This window comes from Pseudoxanthomonas composti (assembly GCF_004122095.1).
In the GTDB taxonomy this organism is placed as follows: Bacteria; Pseudomonadota; Gammaproteobacteria; order Xanthomonadales; family Xanthomonadaceae; genus Pseudoxanthomonas_A; species Pseudoxanthomonas_A composti.
Genome location: NZ_SAWZ01000016.1, coordinates 1 through 15,902 on the forward strand (window position 1 = coordinate 1; position 15,902 = coordinate 15,902).

A 15,902-nucleotide genomic window follows, 5' to 3' on the forward strand; every position below is an offset into this window, starting at 1 on the left:
AGCGCAGGGGACCGCCGCGTAGCGGCGGCGAGTGTCCGGCGGAAGCGGTTTTGGTGACTTTTGCCGCGACAAAAGTCACTCGCGCTGCAAGCGCGAAAGCTCTTGCTCCTGACTTTGCCGTTGCTTCGCTTTCGCCTTCCAAAGCGTTTGGAGCAAGAGCGGAAAGCAAGAGCAAGGTCAAAGGCTTTCGCGCCTTAGGCGCGACTTACTTTTGTCTTGGCAAAAGTAAGCAAAACCGTCTTCGCCGGACACACGCCGGGCCTGCGGCCCGGTCCCCTGCGCTCCTCGCAGAATTGGGGACGGCGCTCAACTCGCTTCGCTCAAACAGGCGCGCCTCTTCGCCCCAATTCTGCTCCGGTGCTCGGCGTGCTTTACGGCTCGAAGATCAAGTACAAAAAGCAAGATCACGAGCAACGGCAACGGCAACGGCAACGGCAACGGCAACAGCAGCAGCAGCGATAGCGAGGCGAGCGACAACGACAGCGACGGCCGTAGAAGGTACAACCGGAACCGCAACCGCAACCGCAAGCGCGGCGGAGCTCCATCCCTTCTACGACAGGTGTCCCCTCGGATCGAAAGGGCTGGCGCCCCCGACAGGTGAGTGCGGGCTCAGTCGCGGGACTGGGTGCTGGCGAGAGGGACGATGCGCGTCACTCGCGGGTGGCGGGCTCGGCGGCGTGGGCGAGCAGGCGGGAGGCCTCGATGCCGCGTTGCGCGAACATCGCCTCGATCTGCTGCTGCAGTTCCGCCGCATGCGGGCCAGCGTCTTCCAGCAGGTCCAGCGCCTGCATCGCGCACCGATCGAAGAAGCGCTGGGTCAGGCCCGCGCCGGTGGCGGAAGCCAAGCAGTCCTGCAACGCGCGCATGCGCGCCTCTAGCGCGTGTCGGTCTGGAGATATTCGATTCATCGCGCGCCCTCGGGGGATCGGGATCATGGTCAGCCTGTGTGCGGACATGTTCGGTTCATGTGAGCAGGCCGCGAATTGCTGCTTCGCGCAAGTTTTACAGCGGCAGTGCGATCAATGGGGTATGCCCATCACCGCCCCCCTTGTCATCGATCAGGTGTCTTCCGCGCTTCGCGCGGCGTCGCTGGATCTGACGGCCGCGCTTGAAAGCGTCAGCGAATTCCTTGCCAGTTCAGAGCGTATCTGCGAGAGCGAGGACTCGTGGTGGGCCGGCTTTTCCTCGATGTATCTGGGTCTGGAAGCGCATGTGCGCTGCCCCATTGCGCTGGAGATCGGCACCGACAAGCTGCTCTCGCAGCGGGGCATGACCCAGTGGTCCATCGCGCGATGCGCCCTGACGCGTTGATGCGACCGCGTTGAGCGGCCTTGGACGCGGGGCGATGCGTGCTGATGGGCACGGATGCCAAAGGTCCAGGGGAAATGCCAACGAGATACCCGGTGGGGCTCACGTCGCGTGGCTCTGTGCCAGCAGTGGCGATAGCACGCTCAATTCAAACGACACCCTCGCCGATGCAGCTTTCATGGAGCGCGTGCTGGCCAAGGTCGTTCCGTCTCCCACGTACAGCCAAGGTGGATCATGTCGGTCGAGTCCTCATCCGCGCACGCGGTGATTCCGCTTGGACTGGAACAGACCGAGCGGGCGCCGCACGAGCACGCCAGCCTGATGCATTTCGCCACGCGCATGGCGGTCCTGCTCGGCGGGCGCGTGGATGCGCAGGCGCAGCGCGGCTACTTCATTCCAATCGAAACCTTGACCCAGGAACAGGCCGAGGCCGCTGGCATAAGCGAGGAGCGCCAGCTGTTCGGTGGGGTGGTGCCGATGCCATTCGTGGCGACAAAGTTGATTTCCCATGGCCTGTGGCCGGGCGGCGAGGGCGGCGCGCCGCAGGGCTGGAACCCCGCCCTGGGCGAGGCGCTGGGCGAGGCGGTCCTGCCTGGCTATTCGGTCTTTACCGCCAACGACCTGCAGGCCGCGGTGGAGGCACTGCTGGCGACCGGTCCGGTGCGCTGCAAGCTGGCGCACGCGCGTGGCGGCAACGACCAGAAGGTGGTGACCGACGCGGCCTCGCTGCAGGCTTGGATGCAGGCGCTGCGGGCCGAGGACATCGCCGCTGGCGTGGTGGTCGAGATCGACCTCTTCCCGGCCGACACCTTCAGCGTCGGCTGCGTGCGCGTGCCTGGGCATGAGATCGCCTATTTCGGGACCCAGCGCAACATCCGCACGCCTCGGGGCAGCACCGTCTACGGCGGCTCGCAGCTACGGGTGGTGCGCGGCGGGCTGGAGGCGCTGAAGAGCGCACAGCTGCCCAACGGCGGCGAGGAGGCGGTGCGTTGCGTGCAACGTTACGAAGCCGCCATCGAACAAGCGTACCCGGCCATGTTCGCCTCCCGGCGCAACTATGACCTGGTGCGTGGTCGCGATGGCGAAGGCCGCCTGCGTTGCGGGGTGCTAGAGCAGTCCTGGCGCTTTGGCGGCGCCTCGATGGCCGAGATGCTGGCAATGGAAGCCCTGGCCGTCCAAGCGCCGCCTGCCAGCGTCGATGCCTGGACCTATGAAACCTACGATTCCGAACCGGTGCCGGAGCGCGCGGTGGTGTACTTCCAGGGGGAAGTGGCCGGCGCGGGGTTCCTGACCAAATACGCTATGGTGATGCCGCATGGAAGTCAGCCTTGAATCCGTCAAGATCGGGATCGATGAGGAAGAACTGGCCGGGACCCTGCTCGCGCCCGCGCGCGAGCTGCCCGGTGTCCTGTTCGTGCATGGCTGGGGCGGCAGCCAGGACCACGATCTGACGCGCGCGCGCGAGGCCGCCGGCCTGGGTTGCGTCTGCCTGACGTTCGATTTGCGCGGCCACGACGGCAATGCGCTGACCCTGCAGACGGTCACCCGCGAGCACAACCTGGAAGACCTGCTGCGCTGTTACGACTGGTTCGTGCAGCAGCCCAATGTCGATGCCAATGCCATCACCGTGGTGGGCATCAGCTACGGCGCCTACCTGGCGGCGATCCTGTCCTCGCTGCGCCCGGTGCGCTGGCTGGCATTGCGCACCCCTGCCATCTACAAGGACGAGAACTGGAACCTGCCCAAGCGCGCCCTGCATGAGGATCCGGACCTGGTGCCGTTTCGCCATCGCCAGGTCAGCTGGCAGGAGAATCGCGCGCTAGCCGCGTGCGCGCAGTTTCGCGGCGATGCGTTGATCGTGGAAGCTGAACACGACCGCATCATTCCGCACCAGGTGATCGAGAACTACATGGCTGCGTTCAATCGCGCCCGCTCGCGCACCTCGCGGGTGATCGCCGATGCGGACCACGGGTTCTCGGAGAAGGCCACGCAGAAGGCCTACACCACCGTGCTGATCAAGTGGCTGACCGAGATGGTGGTCGGCGCGCGCGAGCATGCGGCGCGTGCCAAGGTGGCCGAGCGCAAGCGCGAGTCCAGGGCGGGCGATACGACGGCCCAAGCCAGGGCGACGAGCTGATCGCAATTGCACATTGTCGAGCGTGCGCTCCACGCAGCTGACTGATCGCCAACCGCGTGCTGCCAATCGCCGTGTTCAGCGACATGATCGACGCCAAGTTCACAGCATCTTGGCTGTCCGCTGGCCATCCTGTCGGCGTGATCTTGCAAGGTTGAAGACGGATGCTGGTGATGGGTGACGGCACGGAGAGCGTGCAGCGCGATGCGCATCCGGAGGTGATCAAGGCCGTGCGCGCGCAAGCGGGCCGGTCGCGAGGCGTCGGCTGGGCCAAGCACTATGGCGCTGGCGCGGTGCTGGCGGTGTGCGGCGGGCAGCTGGCGTTGTTCTACGCTGGTTCAGCACTGGGTGGCGTGTTCGGCGCGGTGGTAGGCGGCCTGCTGGGTGGGCTGGCCATGCGCTGGATCGGCGCGCATCGCAAAGCGCCTAACCGCTTCGACGCACCTTACGAGGTCTCCATGCGCGCGCTGGAAGAGGCGCAACGCACGCAGCTGGAAGTGTTGGAGCGGCTGCGTCAGATCAGCGCATCCACCGCGGCCCAGGAAGCGGCGCGAAACTGAACCCGCTTGTTTTTTGCGGAGTTCGTCGAGCGCATGCGTCATTCGCGGACCCGCTGCCTCGAAGCATTCGAATGGCCTCGCGCGACAATGGAGCGAAAGAGGCGCATGCCCGATGCATTCTGTGGGAGCGGCTTCAGCCGCGAAGGGGCATTCCCGACAAAGCCCCTTCGCGGCTGAAGCCGCTCCCACAGGATGCTTGCACGCTTGATGCGCGTCTTGCGCAAGTCAGATCACTGGCCCGCGCAGATTTTTCAGACCCCGACCGCTACCTGCGGCGGCGCCTGCAAGGCGTCGCCGCAGGCGGCTGAACAGGTCAGCGCCTGGTGCAGCAGGGTTGCGGTGCGCAGGAAGGCTTCCAGTGCCCGGCGCTGGTCGAGCAGATCGCGATCGGCATCGAGCAGCGTGCCGAGGTCCTCGGCCAGATGCAGCAGGCGCAGGACCGACTCGGCATCGCGCACCGGAAAGGCGGGGTTGTCCACCGCCGCCACCAGGGCCGCCGGCGCCTGCAGCGGCTGCTGACGCAGCAGGGTCCGCAACGCATCGCGATCGCCCTCGCGCAGGGGCGTTTCCAGGGCGCGCAGCGTGTCCATCCAGGCCTCCAGCGCCTGGCGCGCCGCTGCGTGGTCGGGACTGTCCTGGCCAGGCGAGGCGATCAGGTCGCGCGTGCGAAGTGCGCGGCGCTGGATAGCGATGCACACGCCCACGATCAGACAGGCGATCACCGCCAGCACCGCCGTCATCGGATGTCGGGAAGCAAGCGTGCTGAACACGTCCATGGTGGCCGGGCCGTGGTGGAGATGGAATGCGACGCCGCAATGGATAGCGCCTTGGCCGTGACGAGGATGCATTCGTGCGGGCCTGCGATGGTTGCAGCGTCGGGCGCGGGTGGGGCGTGGTTCGAGGTCGGCGCGCTTTACGGTCACACGGAGCCGGTGGCTGAAACACGGTGGACAAGCTTCGCGTTGTCCACCCTACGCGGGGTGGCTGGCGATTTTCCATCCACCGTCGTCTTTCGCCGGGGCGTCTACTGGGCGCCAGGCCTTGGTGGACAAGCTTTGCGTTGTCCACCCTACGTAGGGTGGATGGCGCTTTTCCATCCACCATCGCGTCGCGGCATCGACTGGGCGCTCGGGGCTTGGTGGACAAGCTTCGCGGTGTCCACCCTACGTAGGGTGGATGGCGCTTTTCCATCCACCATCACGTCGCGGCATCGACGGGGCGCTCGGGGCTCGGTGGACAAGCTTCGCGTTGTCCACCCTACGGGGATGGCCCCGCTCGCCCGCCGCCTGTAGGGAGTGGCGTGGGTTGCGGACTCGCATGTCGGGTGCGGACGCCGAAGGCAAAAGAATCACTCCGGATGATCGAGAGGATAATTAATCATTACTTGTTCTGATCGTGCGGCGGTCGTTAGAGTCCAGACGCGATCACCGCGAGGGACCTCAGGTCCGGTGGTGATCGGCAAGTCGACACGTGGCGCCCGGCAAGGCCTGGCGTCCCACCTGGAGGGGTGAATGACCGCCGCAACCGCTCTGCCCGCAGCTTCGTCCCAGGACGACAGCGCGGCCGATGTGTTCGTGCGCAGCCTGGCTCAGGCAGGCGTGCGCTACTTCTTCGCCAATGGCGGAACCGACTTTCCGCCGATCGCCGAGGCCTTCGCCCGTGCGGCGCGGGAGGGCGCGCCCAGCCCTGTGCCGATGGTGATCCCGCACGAGAACCTGGCCGTGGCCATGGCCCATGGCAGCTACATGATCGATGGCCAGCCGCAGGCGGTGATGGTGCACGTCAACGTGGGCACGGCCAACACCATCAACGCCGCGCTCGACGCCAGCCGCGACCAGACGCCGGTGCTGCTGTTCGCCGGGCGCTCGCCGTATTCCGAACAGGGCCGCCACGGCACCCGCACGCGCTACATCCATTGGGCGCAGGAAATGTTCGACCAGGCCGGCATGATCCGCGAGGCGGTCAAGTGGGACTACGAGCTGCACCTGCCCGAGCAGGCCGGCGACATCGTGCGCCGGGCCATGCAGGTGGCGATGACCTCCCCGCGCGGGCCGACCTACGTCACCCTGCCGCGCGATGTGCTGGCTGAATCGGTCGGCGCCTCGCTCGCCGCGCCGACGCCGTTGAAGGCACCGGCGCCGCCGCGTCCGGACCCGGAGGATATCGATGCCCTGGCCGGCTGGATCCGCCAGGCGCGGCATCCGGTGATCGTCACCGCCAGCGCCGGGCGCACCCTGGCCGGCTTCGAGGCGCTGTCCTCCTTCGCCGAGCGCTTCGGCATCCCGGTGGCGGTGTTTCACCCGCGCTTCCAGAACATCTCCGCCGAACATCCCCTGTTCGCCGGCTATGACCCCGCGCCGCTGCTGGCCGAGGCCGACCTGGTCATCGCCCTGGACTGCGACGTGCCGTGGGTCCCGGCCGTGCAGGCGCCGCCGCCCGATTGCCGGGTGGCGCACCTGGGCGAGGACCCGGTGTATGCGCGCTATCCCATGCGCAGCTTCCGCACCGACCTGGCCGTGACCGGGACCGCCGACGTGCTGCTGCAGGCGCTGGCCGAGGCCATCGATCTGCGCGGCGGGGTCGATGCCGACCTGCGCCAGGCCCGCACCACCGCCAATGCCGCCCGCCAGCAGCGCCTGCGCGCGCAGTGGCAGCAGGCGGCGGCCCAGCCCGAGGGCGCCATCACGCCCGAGTGGATCAGCGCCTGCCTGCACCAGGCCGTGGGCGAGGACGCGATCATCGTCAACGAGTATCCGCTGCGCCAACCGCAGTGCCCGCAGACCCAGCCCAACACCTACTTCGGCCTGAGTCCGGCCGGCGGCCTGGGCTGGGGACTGGGCGCGGCGCTGGGCGCCAAGCTGGCCGCGCCGGACAGGCTGGTGGTGGCCACGCTGGGCGATGGCGCCTACATCTTCGCCAACCCCACCGCCTGCCACTGGGTCGGACAGGCGCACGACCTGCCGGTGCTGACGGTGATCTTCAACAACGCGCTGTACGGCGCGGTGCGCAACTCGACCAAGGCGATGTACGGGCAGGGTCATGCGGCCCAGGACGCGCACCGCATGCTGGCCGAGCTCTCGCCTTCGCCGCGCTTCGAGCATGCGGTGCAGGCCAGTGGCGGCCTGGGCCTGCGGGTGGAACACGCCGATGACCTGCCCGATGCCCTGGCGCAGGCCGTGGCTGCCGTGCGCGGCGGTCGCCAGGCACTGGTCAACGTGATCTGTGAGTACTGAGCAGGCCCTGGCCACGCCACGGCCCGCCGCGCCGGTCAGCCGGGGCTGGGGCAGTGGGGGCCTGACCGGCGCGGCCGCTGCGCTGCGCCGGCGCTACCCGACGGTGGACGACCTGGAGCGCGCCGCGCGTCGACGCGCGCCGCGCTTTGCCGGCGATTTCGTCGGCAACGGGCTGGGCGATGACGTGTGCCTGCGGCGCAATCGCGCCGCGCTCGACGCCTGCCGGATCACCCCGCGCTATGGCGTGGACGTGCGCCGGGTCGATCCCGGGGTGACCCTGTTCGGTCGGCGCTACGCCATGCCCTTGGGCGTGGCGCCGATGGGACTGGCCGGGCTGTTGCGCAGCGGTGCCGACGAGTCGCTGGCCGCGGCCGCGCAGGCGGCGAACGTTCCCTACGTCTACTCCTCGGTGGGCAACTCCACCATCGAGCGCATCGGCAAGATGGCGCCGGACGTGTTCTGGTACCAGCTCTATGGCGTGCCTGCGCAGGAGCATCGGGTGTCGCTGGACCTGATCCGACGCGCGGCCGAGGCCGGGGCGCAGGTGCTGGTGGTCACGCTGGACGTGCCGGTGCGCGCCAAGCGCTCGGGCGATGTGCGCAACGGGCTGGTGGTGCCGTTCAAGCCGCGCCTGCGCACGCTGCTGGATGTGCTCGGTGCGCCGCGTTGGGCATTGGACCTGCTGCGCCATGGCCAGCCACGCTTCGGTAATTTCGAACCGTACCTGGGCTCCAGGCCGAGCACGCAGGCGCTGGCGACCTATGTCTACCAGCAGATGGCCGGGCCGATGACCTGGGAGGCGCTGGCGCGCCTGCGTCAGGCCTGGCCGCGGGCGATGGTGGTCAAGGGCGTACTGCACGCCGACGACGCCGAACGCGCGGTGCGCCTGGGCATGGATGGCGTGCTGGTGTCCAACCACGGCGGGCGCCAGTTCGACGCCGCGCCGGCCACGCTTGAGGCGCTGCCGCAGATCGTCGCGCGCGTCGGGCGGCAGGCCACGGTGCTGGTCGATGGCGGCCTGCGCCACGGCGTGGACGTGCTGCGCGCGCTGCATCGCGGTGCGCACGCGGCGCTGGCCGGGCGCGCCTTCCTGTGGGGCCATGGCGCCGCGGGCGCGGCGGGCGCGCGGCATGTGGCCGCGCTGTTCGAAGAAGAATTCCGCCTTGCGCTGGCGCAGTCCGGCGCGGTCGATGTGCACCAGGCCGCACGCGGAGGCGCGGACCCCGGCTGATGTTCTGCCCGGGCGATGTGCACGCCCGGCCCACCACTTTCGCTCTACGTCGCAAGCACCCTGGGAGGGGGACGAACGATGCAACAGCTTCATCGCATGCCGGCCAACGCGCCGCAGCCGTACCGCAGGGGAGACCGCCGCCATGGGTGAGGCCCGGGTCTTCGTGTTGATCGGGGTCGTGGTCTACCTGGCCGCGCTCAGCCTGATCAGCCTCTGGTCGCTGCGCCATTCGCGCAACGCCGGGTCTTACACCTCCGGCACCAGCCATGGTTCGCAGGCCATCCCGGCCGCACTGATCGGCCTGTTGCTGATGAGCGAGTTCATCGGCACCACGGCCAGCGTCGGGACCGCGCAGTACGCCTACCAGTACGGCGTGTCCGCCGGCTGGAACGTGGCGGTGCTGGGCATCGGCTTTCTGGTGTTCTCCTTCATGCTGGCGCGCAAGTACAAGGAGCTGGGCGAGAACACCATCTCTGCCGTGCTCGCAAGGACCTACGGGCCGAAGGTGAAGATCGCCACCTCGATCATCATGATCTTCGCGCTGCAGATCGTGGCTGTGTCCACCTACGCCAGTGGCGGGGCGGTGCTGGCGCCGCTGCTGGGCGTGGACCGCCACCTGGCCACCATCGTGCTGGGCGTGCTGGCCGCCATCTACGTGGGCGTGGGTGGCATGCGCTCGGTGATCTACACCAATGTCGTGCACGGCGTGGTCATCTTTGGCGGCATCTTCCTGGCGCTATGGTTCGGCGTGGACAAGGTCGGCAGCTGGGACGCGCTGCGGGCGCAGACGCCGCCGGAGTTCTGGTCGCTGACCAAAGTCGGCTGGCCGCAGATCATCGCCTGGCTGGTGGCCGGCGCCGGCGCCACCTTCGCCACCCAGTACGTGATCCAGGCCATCGCCACGGTCAGCGATGGGCACAAGGCGCGCAGCGCCTCGGTGTACGCCTCGCTGTACCTGATCCCGTTCGGCTTCGCCGCCGCGCTGGTGGGCATGTGCGCGCTGGTGCTGTATCCGGGCATCGAGTCGATCAAGGCCTTCCCCTCGCTGATCGCCGACATGAACCGGGTCATGGCCACGGTGGTGGTCGCCGGGCTGGCCGCGGCCGCCTTCGGCACCATCTCCGCGCTCAACATCGGCACGGCCACGCTGCTGCTCAAGGATTTCTACCTGCCCATCACCGGGCGCGATGCCGACGACAGGCGCGCGCTGTTCTTCGTACGCGCCGCCACGGTGCTGGTGGGCGCGCTGCCGCTGGTGCTGTCGCTGCTGGCCGCCGACGTGGTCAAGGTGACCTTCCTGGCCAAGGCCTTGCGCGCGGCGCTGGCGGTGCTGGTGTTCATGGCGTTCTATTCGCCGCGCTTCGGCACCCGCGCCGGCGCCATCGTCAGCATCGGACTGTCGCTGGTAGGCACCATCGGCTGGTTCCTGGCCGGCAATCCCTTCGGCATCGACAACGCCTACATCGCCCTGACCATCCCGCTGGTGGTGATGACGCTGAGCCACGTGTTCCGTGGCAGCGCACCGTCGGACGTGCCGATCACAGAGAAGTTGAACTCCAAGGCACGATGACCCAGGACACGCTCGAACACGATCAGACGCTCGCACCCGGCCAGTGGACCGGGCGCTCGCTGCCGCGCGTGGAAGACGCCGCGCTGCTGAGCGGGCGCGGCCGCTATTTCGACGACATCGGCGTGCCGCCGCGCACGCAGCATGCGGCGATCCTGCGCTCGCCGCACGGCCATGCGCGGGTGCTGCGCATCGATGCGGACAAGGCACGCGCGCTGCCGGGTGTGGAGGCGGTGCTGACCGGCGCGGACATCCAGCGCCTGACCACCAGCCTGGTGGTGGGCGTGAAGGCGCCGATCGAATGCTGGCCCATCGCCACCGACCGGGTGCGCTATGTGGGCGAGCCGGTGGCCGTGGTGGTCGCGCGCGACCGCTACCTGGCCGAAGACGCGATGGAGCTGATCGAGGTCGAGTACGAGGCGCTGGAGGCGGTGGTCGACCCGCAGCGGGCCATCGCGCCCGATGCGCCGGTGTTGCACGAAGGCCTGGGCGGCAACATCGCCAGCGAGCGCGCCTTCCGCTACGGCGATCCGGACGCCGCCTTCGCCCAGGCCGCCCATCGCGTGTCGGTGGACGTGCGCTACCCGCGCAACAGCTGCACGCCGATCGAATGCTACGGGGTGCTGGCCGAATACGACCCCGGCATCGACGGCTACGACGTGCTGGCCAATTTCCAGGGCCCCTTCAGCATCCATGCGGTGATCTCGCGGGCGTTGAAGGTGCCGGGCAATCGCCTGCGCCTGCGCACCCCGCCCGAGTCCGGCGGCAGCTATGGCATCAAGCAGGGCATCTTTCCCTACATCGTGCTGATCGCGGTGGCCGCGCGTGTGGCCAGGTGCCCGGTGAAGTGGGTGGAGGATCGGCTGGAGCATCTGTCCGCCTCGGTCTGCGCCACCAATCGCGACACCACGCTGGAGGCGGCGGTGGACGCCGACGGCCGCGTGCGCGCCTTGGCCTGGCATCAGCTGGAAGATTGCGGCGCGCACCTGCGCGCGCCCGAGCCGGCCACGCTGTACCGCATGCACGGCAACATGACCGGGGCGTATGACATTGCGCACGTGTCCATCCACAACCGGGTGGTGCTGACCAACAAGATGCCGACCGGGCTCAACCGCGGCTTCGGCGGCCCGCAGGTGTACTTCGCGCTGGAACGGCTGATGCAGCGCATCGCCATCGAGCTGCGCCTGGACCCGCTGGAGGTCATCCGCCGCAACCTGGTGCCGGCCGAGGCGTTTCCGTACCGCACCGCCACCGGCGCGCTGCTGGACTCGGGCGATTACCTGACCGCGGTGGAGCGGGCGGTGGAAGAGGGCGGCCTGGCCGAGCTGATCGCCCGCCGCGACGCCGCGCGCGCGCAAGGCCGGCACTACGGCATCGGCTTCACCGCCGCGGTCGAGCCCAGCGTGTCCAACATGGGCTACATCACCGCCGTGCTCACCCCCGAGCAGCGCATCAAGGCCGGCCCCAAGAACGGTGCGCAGGCCACGGCCACCATCCAGATCGATGCGGTCGGCTCGGTCAGCGTGCACGTGGCTTCGGTGCCCCAGGGCCAGGGCCATCGCACGGTGATCGCGCAGGTGGTGGCCGACGCCTTCGGCCTGACCCCGGCGCAGATCCGCGTGGTCACCGAGATGGACACCGCGCGCGATGCCTGGTCGATCGCTTCGGGCAACTATTCCAGCCGCTTTGCCGCGGCGGTGGCCGGCGCGGCGCATATCGCCGCCACGCGCCTGCGCGAGAAGCTGGCCAGGATCGCCGCGGCGCAGCTGGGCTGCCAGTGGGACGAGATCGAATTCGTCGAGGGCACGCTGCGCCAGCAGGGCGGTGCGGCCAAGCCGCTGCCGTTCGCGCGCGTGGCCTCGGCCAGCCACTGGGCGCCGGGGACGCTGCCGGACGGGGTGGACCATGCCATCCGCGAGACCGCGTTCTGGACGCCGCCGCAGCTGACCGCGCCGGACGGGCAGGACGGGGTCAACAGCTCGCTGTGCCACGGCTTCATCTTCGATTTCTGCGGCGTGGAGATCGACCGCGACACCGCGCAGGTGCGCATCGACAAATACGTGACCATGCACGACTGCGGCCGCATCCTGCACCCGGGCATGGTGGCCGGGCAGGTCAACGGCGGCTACGCGCATGCGCTGGGCGCGGCGCTGTACGAAGAGCACAGCTATGGCGAGGACGGCAGCTTCCTGTCCGGCACCCTGGCCGACTATCTGGTGCCCACCGTGTGCGAGGTGGTGCCGCCGCTGATCCTGCACCACGAGACGCCTTCGCCGTTCACCCCGCTCGGTGCCAAGGGCGTGGGCGAGGGCAACTGCATGTCCACCCCGGTCTGCCTGGCCAACGCCGTGGCCGATGCGCTGTCCATCGCCGATGTGGAACTGCCGCTGCTGCCCTCGCGCCTGGCCCCGCACCTGCATGGCCAGGAGGCCCCGCCCTCGCGGCCGCTGGCCCGCAAGTCCGCGCCACCGGCCAAGCCGGGCGAGCGCAAGCTCATCGGCGAAGGCGTGGCCAAGGTCGCCGCGCCGCGCCAGCAGGTCTGGGACATGTTGCTGGACGCAGACACGCTGGCCTCGGTGATCCCCGGCGCGCATGGCATCGAAAAGCCCTCGCCGACTGAGTTCACCGCCGATGTCACCTTGGGGATCGGCCCGGTCAAGGGCCGCTACAAGGCCAAGGTCGGCCTGCACGACCTGCAGGCGCCGGAGTCGCTCACGCTCAAGGGCACCACCACCGGCGCGCTGGGCTTCGGCAACGGCAGTGGCGCGGTGACCTTGGCCGAACCGGCGCCGGGCCAGACCGAGATCCATTACCGGTACGAGGTGGTCATCGGTGGCAAGGTCGCCTCCATTGGCGGGCGCCTGCTGGATGGCGCGGCCAAGGTGGTGATCGGCCAGCTGTTCGACGGCCTGGCGGCCAAGGCCGGCGGCGGCAGCGGTGGCTTGGTCGGCTGGTGCAAGCGCGTGCTGCGCAAGCTGGGGGTGGGCCTGTGAAGCCGGCGCCGTTCGACTATGTGCGCGCCGACTCGCGCGAGGAGGTGCTGGCACAGCTGCACGAGCACGGCGACCAGGCGCGCATCATCGCCGGCGGCCAGTCGCTGGTGCCGATGCTGAACATGCGCCTGGCCAAGCCGGGCGTGCTGGTGGACGTGATGCAGGTGGCATCGCTGTCCGGCATCGAGGCCAGCGATGCCGGCATCCGCGTCGGCGCCGGCGTGCGCCAGGCCACGCTGCTGGACTGGGCTGGCCGCGATCCGCGCCTGCCCTTGCTGGCCAAGGCGCTGCCGTGGGTCGGCCACACGCAGACACGCAACCGCGGCACCGTGGTCGGCTCGATCGCCCATGCCGACCCCAGCGCCGAGCAGCCGCTGTGCCTGCTCACTCTGGGCGGCTCCCTGCAGCTGCGCCATCGCAAGAAGGCACGCTCCATTCCTGCCGCGGAGTTCTTCGTCGGCATGATGGCCACCGCGCGCGGCGACACCGAGCTGATCGAGTCGGTGACCTTTCCCGCCGCGCAGCCCGGCGCCGGCTACGCCTTTGGCGAGGTGGCCCGCCGCCATGGCGATTTCGCCATCGTCGCCTGTGCCGCGGTTGCCACTGGCGAGGGTATCCGCCTGGGCGTGGGCGGGGTGGCCGACATCCCCACGGTGCGCGAGCTGCCGCTGCCGGGCGCGTCGGATTTCGACGACGCCCTCAACCAATACGCCTGGGACCTGGACGCGCGCGATGACCTGCACGCCAGCGCGCGCTATCGCCGCGAGCTGGTCCGTCGCCTGGGCCGGGAGACCATCGAGGAGGCTTTGCGATGCCGAAACTGAGCGCCCACCTGCGCCACCCCGTGGCCCTGACCCTCAACGGACGCAAGGTCGAAGGGTTGGCCGAGCCGCGCACGCTGCTGTCGGACTTCCTGCGTCACGAACTGGGCGCCACCGGCACCCACGTGGGCTGCGAGCACGGCGTCTGCGGTGCCTGCACGGTGCTGATCGACGGCGTGCCGGCGCGCGCGTGCCTGGCCCTGGCCGTGCAGAGCGACGGTGCGCAGGTGGAGACCGTGGAGGGCCTCTCGCCCGATGGCGGCCACACCCTGGGCGTGCTGCAGGAGTCCTTTCGCCAGCACCACGGCCTGCAATGCGGGTTCTGCACGCCGGGAATCCTGATGTCGCTGGAGGGCTTCCTGCGCGCGCAGCCCGATGCCAGCGAGCAGGCGCTCAAGGACATGCTCTCCGGCCATCTGTGTCGGTGCACCGGCTACGTCACCATCATCAAGGCCGCCTTGCACGCGCAGCAGCGGCTGAAGGAGGAACGCGCACATGCTTGATCTCGGCACCAGTTTCCTGGCCAGCGTCGAACGCAACCCCAAGGCCCTGGCCATCGTCGACGGCGACACCCGGCTGAGCTATGAGGCGTGGTACCACGCCATCTCCGCGGTGGTGGCCGCGCTGGACGCGGCCGGCGTGCGGCACGGCGACCACGTGGTCAGCGTGCTGCGCAACCGCTGGGAGGCGGCCACCCTGCACTGGGCCTGCCAGTTCGCCGGAGTGATCCTGACCCCGCTCAACTGGCGGGCCACGGCCGAGGACGTGGGCTTCTGCGTGCACGACGCCGAAGCGCGCGTGATCGTGTACGAGGACGCGCCAGCCAAGTCGATCGCTGCCGCCGGGCTGGACGAATCGGTGCTGCACGTCACCCTGGACACCGACCGACCCGGCGCGCAGCGTTTTGCCGACTGGCTGGAACTGGACGCGCCGCCGGCCAGGCCGCGCGCCAGTGCCGAGGACTGGTCGCTGATGCTCTACACCTCCGGCACCACCTCCAAGCCCAAGGGCGTGCCGCGCCGGCACCGCGCCGAACGGGCGGCGGCCATCGCGCATATCGCGCAGAACCGCTACGGCAACGGCGAGCGCACCCTGGGGGTGATGCCGCTGTACCACACCATGGGCGTGCGCTCGCTGCTGGCCAGCGCCAGCATCAACGGCGTGTTCGTGTGCCTGCCCAAGTTCGACGCGGCCGCCGCGCTGAAGCTGATCGCCGCCGAGCGGATCGACAACCTGTACCTGGTGCCGACCCTGTACCACGACGTCGTGCATCACCCGGACTTCGCCGCCACCGATGTGTCCTCGGTGCGCAAGCTGGGCTATGCCGGCGCCTCGATGACCGATGGCCTGCTCAAGAAGCTGGCCGAGGCCTTCAGGCCGGACCTGTTCGTCAATCATTACGGGTCCTCGGAGGTCTACACCTTCACCATCGAGGACGATGCGCCGTCCAAGCCGGGCAGCGCCGGCCGCTCGGGCATCAACCAGATGATCCGGGTGGTCACGCTGGAGGCGAGTTCGGCCGAGCAGCGCGCCCAGGCCAACGAGGAAGGCCAGATCATCGCGCTGCTCGCCGGGGACGAGGCCTTCGAGGGCTACTGGCGGCGGCCGGATGCCGATGCCAAGTCGCTGCGCGATGGCTGGTACTTCACCGGTGACACCGGCTACGTGGACGATGACGGCGATCTGTTCGTCACCGGCCGGGTGGACGACATGATCATTTCCGGCGGCGAGAACGTCTCGCCGGTGGAGATCGAAAGCCATCTCTCGCTGCATCCCAAGGTCGACGAGGTGGCCGTGGTCGGCCTGCCCGACGAGCGCTGGGGCAGCGTGGTCACCGCCTTCATCAAGCGCTCCGGCGCGGTCACCGAGGAAGAGCTCGACGCCTGGTGCCGCGACTCCAAGCTGGCCAACTTCAAGCGGCCACGCCGGTTCGTGTTCGTCGATGAGATCCCCAAGTCGCCCGTGGGCAAGCTGCTGCGTCGCAAGCTGACCGCCGGCGAGTACGCCCCCGCGTCGGCCTGACGCGTCCCCCCGCACTTCGAAGAAAGGTTGATT

At 69.1% G+C, this 15,902-nt stretch carries 13 protein-coding genes; 11 read left to right on the top strand and 2 right to left on the bottom strand.

Going from position 1 to position 15,902, the window contains the following annotated elements; genetic code table 11:
* Nucleotides 1-650 precede the first annotated feature (650 nt).
* Nucleotides 651-845, bottom strand: a complete 195-nt coding sequence (locus EPA99_RS18100; RefSeq protein ID WP_164978704.1) for a hypothetical protein — start codon at nt 843-845, stop codon at nt 651-653.
* A gap of 184 nt (nt 846-1,029) precedes the next feature.
* Between EPA99_RS18100 and EPA99_RS18105 the strand changes: the two genes are divergently transcribed.
* The 4 genes from EPA99_RS18105 (at nt 1,030) to EPA99_RS18120 (ending at nt 4,002) form a co-directional block, all read left to right on the top strand.
* Nucleotides 1,030-1,311 carry a hypothetical protein gene (locus EPA99_RS18105; RefSeq protein WP_129472666.1) on the top strand — a complete coding sequence of 94 codons (282 nt, stop codon included), beginning with the start codon at nt 1,030-1,032 and terminating at the stop codon, nt 1,309-1,311.
* A 231-nt stretch (nt 1,312-1,542) separates the two neighbouring features.
* Nucleotides 1,543-2,640 carry a DUF3182 family protein gene (locus tag EPA99_RS18110; RefSeq protein WP_129472667.1) on the top strand — a complete coding sequence of 366 codons (1,098 nt, stop codon included), beginning with the start codon at nt 1,543-1,545 and terminating at the stop codon, nt 2,638-2,640.
* Nucleotides 2,624-3,445: an alpha/beta hydrolase family protein gene (locus EPA99_RS18115; protein ID WP_129472668.1), complete on the top strand. Its 822-nt coding sequence runs from the start codon at nt 2,624-2,626 to the stop codon at nt 3,443-3,445. The genes EPA99_RS18110 and EPA99_RS18115 overlap by 17 nt, the downstream gene beginning before the upstream one ends.
* A 170-nt stretch (nt 3,446-3,615) precedes the next feature.
* Entirely contained in the window at nt 3,616-4,002 is a 387-nt protein-coding gene (locus tag EPA99_RS18120; protein ID WP_129472669.1) for a hypothetical protein, read from the top strand.
* A gap of 251 nt (nt 4,003-4,253) precedes the next feature.
* On the opposite strand, the gene EPA99_RS18125 is transcribed toward EPA99_RS18120, so the two are convergent.
* Nucleotides 4,254-4,742: a hypothetical protein gene (locus tag EPA99_RS18125; RefSeq protein WP_129472670.1), complete on the bottom strand. Its 489-nt coding sequence runs from the start codon at nt 4,740-4,742 to the stop codon at nt 4,254-4,256.
* A gap of 771 nt (nt 4,743-5,513) precedes the next feature.
* Between EPA99_RS18125 and EPA99_RS18130 the strand changes: the two genes are divergently transcribed.
* The 7 genes from EPA99_RS18130 to EPA99_RS18160 all read left to right on the top strand — a co-directional run bounded on the left by EPA99_RS18130 (nt 5,514) and on the right by EPA99_RS18160 (nt 15,869).
* Complete coding sequence (locus EPA99_RS18130) at nt 5,514-7,235, top strand: thiamine pyrophosphate-requiring protein (RefSeq protein WP_129472671.1); 1,722 nt, start codon at nt 5,514-5,516, stop codon at nt 7,233-7,235.
* Nucleotides 7,225-8,466 carry an alpha-hydroxy acid oxidase gene (locus EPA99_RS18135; protein ID WP_206733804.1) on the top strand — a complete coding sequence of 414 codons (1,242 nt, stop codon included), beginning with the start codon at nt 7,225-7,227 and terminating at the stop codon, nt 8,464-8,466. The genes EPA99_RS18130 and EPA99_RS18135 overlap by 11 nt, the downstream gene beginning before the upstream one ends.
* Before the next feature lie 142 nt (nt 8,467-8,608).
* Nucleotides 8,609-10,036 carry a sodium:solute symporter family protein gene (locus EPA99_RS18140; RefSeq protein WP_129472672.1) on the top strand — a complete coding sequence of 476 codons (1,428 nt, stop codon included), beginning with the start codon at nt 8,609-8,611 and terminating at the stop codon, nt 10,034-10,036.
* Nucleotides 10,033-13,026: a xanthine dehydrogenase family protein molybdopterin-binding subunit gene (locus EPA99_RS18145; protein ID WP_129472673.1), complete on the top strand. Its 2,994-nt coding sequence runs from the start codon at nt 10,033-10,035 to the stop codon at nt 13,024-13,026. The genes EPA99_RS18140 and EPA99_RS18145 overlap by 4 nt, the downstream gene beginning before the upstream one ends.
* Nucleotides 13,023-13,850 (top strand): FAD binding domain-containing protein, encoded by an 828-nt coding sequence (locus EPA99_RS18150; RefSeq protein WP_129472674.1) that lies wholly within the window; start codon nt 13,023-13,025, stop codon nt 13,848-13,850. The genes EPA99_RS18145 and EPA99_RS18150 overlap by 4 nt, the downstream gene beginning before the upstream one ends.
* Nucleotides 13,838-14,350, top strand: a complete 513-nt coding sequence (locus EPA99_RS18155) for a (2Fe-2S)-binding protein (RefSeq protein WP_129472675.1) — start codon at nt 13,838-13,840, stop codon at nt 14,348-14,350. The genes EPA99_RS18150 and EPA99_RS18155 overlap by 13 nt, the downstream gene beginning before the upstream one ends.
* A complete protein-coding gene (locus EPA99_RS18160) occupies nt 14,343-15,869 on the top strand; it encodes an AMP-binding protein (protein WP_129472676.1) in 1,527 nt (508 codons plus the stop codon). Before EPA99_RS18155 ends, EPA99_RS18160 begins: the two co-directional genes overlap by 8 nt.
* Nucleotides 15,870-15,902 lie beyond the last annotated feature (33 nt).

Coding starts and splice junctions, on each gene's coding strand:
- EPA99_RS18105 (WP_129472666.1), top strand. CDS start 1,030: ATGCCCATCACCGCCCCCCTTGTCATCGATCAGGTGTCTTCCGCGCTT.
- EPA99_RS18110 (WP_129472667.1), top strand. CDS start 1,543: ATGTCGGTCGAGTCCTCATCCGCGCACGCGGTGATTCCGCTTGGACTG.
- EPA99_RS18115 (WP_129472668.1), top strand. CDS start 2,624: ATGGAAGTCAGCCTTGAATCCGTCAAGATCGGGATCGATGAGGAAGAA.
- EPA99_RS18120 (WP_129472669.1), top strand. CDS start 3,616: ATGGGTGACGGCACGGAGAGCGTGCAGCGCGATGCGCATCCGGAGGTG.
- EPA99_RS18125 (WP_129472670.1), bottom strand. CDS start 4,742: ATGACGGCGGTGCTGGCGGTGATCGCCTGTCTGATCGTGGGCGTGTGC.
- EPA99_RS18130 (WP_129472671.1), top strand. CDS start 5,514: ATGACCGCCGCAACCGCTCTGCCCGCAGCTTCGTCCCAGGACGACAGC.
- EPA99_RS18140 (WP_129472672.1), top strand. CDS start 8,609: ATGGGTGAGGCCCGGGTCTTCGTGTTGATCGGGGTCGTGGTCTACCTG.
- EPA99_RS18145 (WP_129472673.1), top strand. CDS start 10,033: ATGACCCAGGACACGCTCGAACACGATCAGACGCTCGCACCCGGCCAG.
- EPA99_RS18155 (WP_129472675.1), top strand. CDS start 13,838: ATGCCGAAACTGAGCGCCCACCTGCGCCACCCCGTGGCCCTGACCCTC.
- EPA99_RS18160 (WP_129472676.1), top strand. CDS start 14,343: ATGCTTGATCTCGGCACCAGTTTCCTGGCCAGCGTCGAACGCAACCCC.